The following is a 6,963-nucleotide window of genomic DNA, read 5'->3' on the forward strand; positions in this document are numbered from 1 at the left end:
GCACGACCGGGGTGCGGGCCCTCGACGGGTGGACGCTCAGACCGCGAGCAGGTCCACCACGAAGATCAGCGTCTCGCCCGGCTTGATCCGGGCACCGGCGCCACGGTCGCCGTAGGCGAGGTGGGCGGGGATGGTGAGCTGGCGACGGCCGCCCACCTTCATGCCCTGGACGCCCTTGTCCCAGCCCGGGATGACCTGGCCGACACCGAGCTGGAACTGGAACGGGGTGCCGCGGTTCCAGGAGGCGTCGAACTCCTCACCGGTGGAGAAGGCCACACCGGCGTAGTGGACGGTGACGGAGGCACCGGCCGTGGCCACCTCGCCGTCGCCCTCCCAGATCTCCTTGATCTCCAGGTCGGCCGGCGGCTCTCCGCCCGGGAAGTCGATCTCGGGCTTCTCGATGCTCACTACAACTGCTCCTCATAGTGGATGTCTGGGGCACCAGTCTGTCATCCGTGGGCCCCGGGCCACACGGCCGGTCCCGGTCGCGTGGCCCCGGTCACCCCCGGGGTCCCGGTGGGGTGCCCCGCCGGGACCGGCCGTCGCCGGACGGCGGTCGGGCCGGACCGGGCCCGGCCCATCCGGCTCAGGCCTTGGTCAGCAGGTCGACCTCGAAGACCAGGGTGGAGTTCTTGGGGATGCCCTGCTGCTCCTTGTCACCGAACGCCTGGTCCGGCGGGATCACCAGCAGCACCCGGCTGCCGACCTTCTTGCCGACCAGTCCGTCCTTGAGACCCTTGAGGGTGATCTGGCCGAGCGGGAAGGTCTGGGTGGCGTCGGTCTTGTACGTGCTGTCGAACTGCTTGCCACCGGCCCAGAGATACGCCTGGTACTTCACGATCACGGTGTCCTTGGCGGTCAGCTCCGGACCCTTGCCCTCCAGTACATAGGAGGAGAGGAGCTTGGCCGGCGGGGTGACCGAAGCCGCCGGGAAGGTGACCGAGGGAGCCTTGCCGTCGGTGTTGGTGCCCACCTTCGGCAGCTCGGGGTTGCTCTGCGCCACCTCGGAGCCGCTGGCGGAGCCGGGGACACTGGTGGACTTCACGATGTCCATGACGAAGACCAGGGTCGCGTTGCCCTTGATGTCGCCCTGGCCCTGGGCCCCGTACCCCAGCGACGGCGGGATGGAGACCTCCAGTCGGCTGCCGACCTTCTGGCCGTCGAGCGCCTTCTGCCAGCCCTCGATGACACCGCCGCCGCCCACGGCCACGTCGAAGGGCTGCTTGCGGTCGAAGCTGTTGTCGAAGGGCTTGTCCTCGTCCCACTCCTGGCCGAGGTAGTTGACCTTGGCCTGGTCGCCCTTCTTGAGGACCGCTCCCTTGCCCTCGGTGATGACCTCCACCTTGAGCTCCTTGGGCGGGGAGCCGTCGCCCTTGGCCAGGGTCGGCTTCTCACCGAACCCGGCACCGGCGGTGATGGTGGGCAGACCTCCCTTGGAAGCGCTGGACGAGATGGAGTCGGAGCCCTTGTCGTCGCTGCCGCACGCCGCTGTCGACAGCAGCAGCGCGGGCACGACGAGCAGGCCGGCGATTCGGCGCACGTGTTCCTCAGATCTCAGACGGCACGGTAGGTTCCCCACACTCTAGGCCGTGTCAAGGGCCCCGCACGAGGAACGTACGGGGCCCGAGTGGCGTTCCCGCCGGTTGACCTATCCCTGTGTACGCAGGGGAATCGCACCCCCGTCCGAGTACCGGGCACCTGAGCCGCCCCGCCCCGGCGCCCGGCCGCCTCCCGGCGGTGAGCCGTGGCTACATCCCGGCGATGAGCTTCTCGACCCGGTCGTCCACGGAACGGAACGGGTCCTTGCAGAGCACGGTGCGCTGCGCCTGGTCGTTGAGCTTGAGGTGGACCCAGTCGACGGTGAAGTCACGGCGCTGCTCCTGGGCGCGCCGGATGAAGTCACCGCGCAGCCGCGCCCGGGTGGTCTGCGGCGGTACCGACTTGCCTTCGAAGATCTTCAGGTCATTGCAGATCCTGGCGGCCTGCCCCTTGCGCTCCAGCAGGTAGTAGAGGCCCCGGCGGCGGTGGATGTCGTGGTACGCGAGGTCTATCTGCGCCACCCGGGGGTGGGACATGGTCATGCTGTGCTTGGCCCGGTAGCGCTCGATGAGCTTGTACTTCATCACCCAGTCGATCTCGGTGTCGATCCGGTCGAGGTCCTGGGTCTCGATCGCCTCCAGGGTGCGGCCCCACAGCTCCAGCACCTGTTCGACGATGCCGGTACGGATGCCGCGCCGGTCGACGAAGTCCACGGCCTTCTCGTAGTACTCCCGCTGGACCTCCAGCGCCGACGCCTCGCGGCCGCTGGCGAGCCGGACCTTGCGCTGGCCGGTGATGTCATGGCTGACCTCGCGGATGGCCCGGATCGGGTTCTCCAGGGTGAGGTCGCGCATCACGGTGCCCGCCTCGATCATGCGCAGCACCAGGTCGGTGGCGCCGACCTTGAGGAGCATGGTGGTCTCGGACATGTTGGAGTCGCCGACGATCACATGGAGACGGCGGTAGCGCTCGGCGTCGGCGTGGGGCTCGTCACGGGTGTTGATGATGGGCCGGGAACGGGTGGTGGCCGAGCTGACGCCCTCCCAGATGTGCTCGGCCCGCTGGCTGACGCAGTAGACCGCGCCACGCGGGGTCTGGAGCACCTTGCCCGCGCCGCAGAGCAGCTGACGGGTGACCAGGAAGGGGATCAGGATGTCCGCGAGCCGGGAGAACTCCCCGTGCCGGGCGACCAGGTAGTTCTCATGGCAGCCGTAGGAGTTTCCCGCCGAGTCGGTGTTGTTCTTGAAGAGATAGACGTCGCCCGCGATTCCCTCTTCGTGCAGGCGGCGCTCGGCGTCGACGAGGAGTCCTTCGAGAATGCGCTCGCCCGCTTTGTCATGGGTGACGAGCTCGGTCACGTTGTCGCATTCGGGTGTCGCATATTCCGGATGCGATCCGACGTCGAGGTAGAGGCGGGCGCCGTTCCGCAGGAAGACATTGCTGCTGCGGCCCCAGGAGACAACGCGGCGGAAGAGGTAGCGCGCCACTTCGTCAGGTGACAGTCGGCGCTGTCCCCTAAACGTGCACGTGACGCCGTACTCGTTCTCCAGCCCGAAAATGCGGCGGTCCATGTCTGAACATTACGCCTCAAGCCCTGGGCTGAAACCGGGTTCGGCGGCACCGTTCCGATCATTTTCGGCTGATCGCGCGGTGCCGGTGAGCTGCGCGGGGCCCGGTGCGGGGTCCGGGAGCGAAGCCGTGAGCGACGTGGGAAGGGCCGCGGGGAGCGAAGCGGAGAGGAGAGCGGGAGGCGTGAGCGCCCGCCGGGTCGCCAGCAGCACCAGCAGGGCGGCGACACCACCGCCCGCCGCCACGGCGAAGCCCCAGGCCGTCGTGGCGTGTTCGACCACGGGTCCGGTGGCGGCCGTTCCCGCCGCGGCGCCGACACCGAAGGTGGTCACCAGCCAGGAGAAGGCCTCCGTGACCGTGCCGCGCGGAGCGTGGCGGTCGACGACGACGAAGGCGCAGGCCAGCGCGGGCGCCAGAAAGAGTCCGGCGAGGGCGGAGAGCGCGGTCATCGCGGGGACGCCGGGGGTGAGGGCGAGCGGGAGGTAGCCCAGGGCGAGCAGGGCGACCAGGACCCGCAGCCGCCCTTCGGGGGTGCCCGCCCAGGCCCGCGCGCCGTAGCACACGCCTCCGACGAGCGCGCCGAAGCTGAGGGCGGCCAGCAGCCAGCCGTAGATGGACTCCCGTCCGTGGTCATCGGCGTAGGCGACCCCGGCGACGGTGATGGAGCCCAGCGCCAGCCCGACGAAGAAGAAGGAGCCGAGCAGCGCGAGCAGTCCCGGGGAGCGCAGTGCCCCGAGCCAGTGGGCGCCGCGGGGTGCGGAGCGCCAGGCCAGCGCGGGCGGGGAGAGCACTACGGCGAGCGCGCCGAGCACTCCGAGCACATTGATCACCAGCAGGGCGGCGGCGGGCGAGAAGAGCGCGACCAGCACGGTGACCAGCAGCGGGCCGACGGTGAACATGACCTCCTGGGCGACCGCGTCCAGCGCGTACGCCCGGTGGAGCCGGTCCTCGCGGCCGAGCACGCTCGGCCACAGGGCCCTGAGGCCGCCTTCGAGCGGTGGTGTGAACAGCCCGGCGACGGCGACCGCCGTGTACGCGAGCGCCAGCGAGCCGATACCGGTGAGGGCCAGCACCGCCATGGCGAGCGCGGACAGCACGGCGGCGGGCAGCTGGACGCGGAGCTGTCCGCGCAGATCGACCATGCGTCCGAGCAGCGGCTGGCCGACGGCGGTCGCGACGCCGTACGCGGCGGCGAGTCCACCGCCGAGGCTGTAACTACCGCCCTCGGCGCGCGCGAACAGCATGATCGCGATGGCGGAGGTGGCGTGCGGCAGCCGCCCCACCAGCGTCCCCACCAGCAGTCGCGCGGCATATGGCGCCCTCAGGACGTCCGCGTAGCCGCCCGTTCCCCCCGTCGTGCCCGCCATGAGTCCGGCCCTCTCGCTCCCCCGTGGTGTCACGCACCCGAGTGTTACGTATAACTAATCACGTTATACGTATCATGTCGACAGGGCACGGGTCCACCGGATATCCATCCCGTGGACGGTCGCGGACAGCGGGTGCTGCCGGGGCGACGGAACGGCTGACCAGGGGCACGACATGACAGGGACCTCGACACCGCGTGGCACGGCGCGGCCGACCAGCCGGGATGTGGCGCGGGCCGCGGGCGTCTCCCAGGCGACCGTCTCCCTGGTGCTGGGCGACAAGTGGCGCGGCCGGGTCTCCGAGAGGACGGCCGCCGCTGTCCGGGACGCCGCCCGGGGGCTCGGCTACCGCCCCAATCTGGCCGCGCGCAGTCTGCGGCTCGGTCACACCCGTACCGCCCTGCTCGTAGTCCCCGCCCTCACCAATGAGTTCTTCGCCCGGGTCTACACCGGCGCGGCGGGCGTCGCCGCCGAGCACGGTTTCGGGGTGGTCATCTACCCCTCCCCCGATGGGCTGGGTCCCGCCCGGGACCCCTTCGCCTCGGCCCGCGCCGCCCTGGACGGAGTGATCGCCTCCTCCATGGCCACCGAGGCCCTCGCCGCCTTCCGGGGCATGGATCTGCCCCTGGTCATGCTGGACAGCGACCCCGCCGACCCGTCGGTGGCGGCCCGGGTGAACCTGGACATCGAGGACGGGATGCGCCAGGTCGCGCGTCATCTGCTGGAACGGGGACACCGCCGTTTCGTCCATCTGGCCTCCGCCGTCCCCTCCTGGACCTTCGACGTCCGCGCCCGCGCCCTCGCCACGGCCCTCGCCACCGTCCCGGGGACGGAGGTACGGACGGTCAGGGCCCCCTTCGAGGTGGCGGCGGCCCGCGCGGCGACGGAGCAGGCCCTCGGAGATCCGGACGGGCCCGGCGGGGCACGGCCCACCGCCGTCGTCTGCGATGGCGACCTCCTGGCAGCGGGTGCCCTGAAGGCGGCCCGGCGGCGGGGTCTGCGGGTCCCCGAGGACCTCTCGGTCACCGGCTTCGACGACTTCGCCCTGGCAACCGCCGTGGAACCGGAACTGACCACGGTCCGGCTCCCCGCCGAGCGGGTCGGCGAGCATGGGATGTCCGCCCTGCTCGCGGCCCTGGAGGGCCGAAGCGTTCCGGAGGATGACCTTCCGGTGGAATTGGTGGTCCGTGGCTCCACCGCCCCGGCCCCGCCGCGCTGACCTCCGGCGCGGGAGCCGCCGGTACGGCCCTTGAGCCCATGGCCAGGACCGTGGAACGATCACGATCATGACGAGTACGGCGGAGAACCCGGTCGACGCGGCCCTGATCGGCACGGTCGGCACCTCCGGCACCGTGACTCCGCTCGCCGGGGACGCCCTGGCCGTGCGCCACGACGACCGGCTGGAGCTCCATCGCCGGGCGGCCCTGCTCGCCGGTGATCCCACCCCCGTACGGACCCATCCGCTGCCCCCGCACACGACGGCGGCGGCGCTCACCGAAGGCGCGGTCGTCTGCGAGGCCACCCGGATCCGCAGGATCGGACCCGACGGCACCACGCTCTGGGAGACCCCGCACGCCCCCTGGCCCAGCGGCCACCAGGAGCCCCGCCCGCCGGGGCCGCCCGCGGTGAGTCCCGACGGAAGCGCCGTCAGCGTGCTGGTCCCCACGGCGGGCGATGACGGACCCCGCCGGGACGGCCCCACCGCGCTGGGCCACCGGGGTGACGCGCTCCTCCTGCTGGACACCGACTCCGGGCGGGTCCTCGCCCACCGGCCGATCAGCGGGAACACCGCCGTGGTCACCCAGCGCTGGCACCACGGCGGCGCCCTGCTGGCGGTCTCCTGCTGGACCCCCTGGTACAGCTGGTCGACCTGGTGGATCGAGCCCCGCCAGGACGGACTCCATGTCCGGGGCGGCACCACCATGCGCGAGGTGATCGGCTTCCTGCCGGAGGGGGGCACGGACACCCGGGTGCTCACCCTGCGGCGGGCCGAACGGATCGCGGCCAACGACGACCGCGACGAACTGGCCGCCCACGATGTCCACACCGATGAGCCGACCGCCGTGCTGGATCTGGGCCTGCTGGGGAACGGACGGGCGGGCGACGAGTTCGACGGGGCGTTTCTGCTCGATGAGCGACATCTGCTCGTGGCGGGCCGGATCTTCCCCCCGGGATGCTCCGCGGTGGTACGGCACTGGCTCTGCGACGCCCGGACCCTGCGCCCGCTGGGCCGGGTGCGCTATCCACGGCCGGTCGGCTGGGTCACCCCGCTCGGCGACGGCACCTGGCTGACCCGCTCCCCCGACGGCCTCCACCACTGGTCCCTGCCCCGGCGCCGGTGACCGGACCGCGAGGGCCGACGGCCCGCTCCCGGCCCCGGCGGCCCGCAGAACGCGGAATCCCACGGTCCAGCCCCTGAGACCCCGGCGCCCCAGACGACCAAGCCCCAGACGACCAAGCGCCAGACAACCGGGCCCGGACGGCCGGGCCC

General features: G+C 71.7%; 6 protein-coding genes. 2 read left to right on the forward strand and 4 right to left on the reverse strand.

Features of this window, described 5'->3' with window-relative positions; all coding sequences use genetic code 11:
* Window positions 1-36: 36 nt before the first annotated feature.
* The 4 genes from ACFVIM_RS30790 to ACFVIM_RS30805 form a co-directional block, all read right to left on the reverse strand.
* On the reverse strand, window positions 37-408 hold the full coding sequence (locus tag ACFVIM_RS30790) for an FKBP-type peptidyl-prolyl cis-trans isomerase (RefSeq protein WP_384308298.1): 372 nt from the start codon (window positions 406-408) through the stop codon (window positions 37-39).
* A 178-nt stretch (window positions 409-586) separates the two neighbouring features.
* A complete protein-coding gene (locus ACFVIM_RS30795) occupies window positions 587-1,540 on the reverse strand; it encodes an FKBP-type peptidyl-prolyl cis-trans isomerase (RefSeq protein WP_384308300.1) in 954 nt (317 codons plus the stop codon).
* Window positions 1,541-1,748: 208 nt separating this feature from the next.
* Window positions 1,749-3,110, reverse strand: a complete 1,362-nt coding sequence (pafA, locus tag ACFVIM_RS30800) for a Pup--protein ligase (RefSeq protein WP_384308303.1) — start codon at window positions 3,108-3,110, stop codon at window positions 1,749-1,751.
* 9 nt (window positions 3,111-3,119) lie between these two features.
* Window positions 3,120-4,475, reverse strand: coding sequence for an MFS transporter (locus ACFVIM_RS30805; protein ID WP_384308305.1), 1,356 nt, complete (start codon window positions 4,473-4,475; stop codon window positions 3,120-3,122).
* Window positions 4,476-4,647: 172 nt separating this feature from the next.
* On the opposite strand from ACFVIM_RS30805, the gene ACFVIM_RS30810 reads away from it, so the two are divergent.
* Window positions 4,648-5,691 (forward strand): LacI family DNA-binding transcriptional regulator, encoded by a 1,044-nt coding sequence (locus ACFVIM_RS30810; protein ID WP_384308307.1) that lies wholly within the window; start codon window positions 4,648-4,650, stop codon window positions 5,689-5,691.
* A 67-nt stretch (window positions 5,692-5,758) separates the two neighbouring features.
* Entirely contained in the window at window positions 5,759-6,814 is a 1,056-nt protein-coding gene (locus ACFVIM_RS30815; RefSeq protein WP_384308310.1) for a hypothetical protein, read from the forward strand.
* Window positions 6,815-6,963 lie beyond the last annotated feature (149 nt).

Origin of the sequence: Streptomyces sp. NPDC057638 (assembly GCF_042800315.1) — a bacterium.
Lineage (GTDB): Bacteria > Actinomycetota > Actinomycetes > Streptomycetales > Streptomycetaceae > Streptomyces.

What these genes read in the sequence shown, in the direction of transcription:
- ACFVIM_RS30805 (WP_384308305.1), bottom strand. Translation starts at nt 4,475, where the DNA reads ATGGCGGGCACGACGGGGGGAACGGGCGGCTACGCGGACGTCCTGAGG.
- ACFVIM_RS30810 (WP_384308307.1), top strand. Translation starts at nt 4,648, where the DNA reads ATGACAGGGACCTCGACACCGCGTGGCACGGCGCGGCCGACCAGCCGG.
- pafA (WP_384308303.1), bottom strand. Translation starts at nt 3,110, where the DNA reads ATGGACCGCCGCATTTTCGGGCTGGAGAACGAGTACGGCGTCACGTGC.
- ACFVIM_RS30815 (WP_384308310.1), top strand. Translation starts at nt 5,759, where the DNA reads ATGACGAGTACGGCGGAGAACCCGGTCGACGCGGCCCTGATCGGCACG.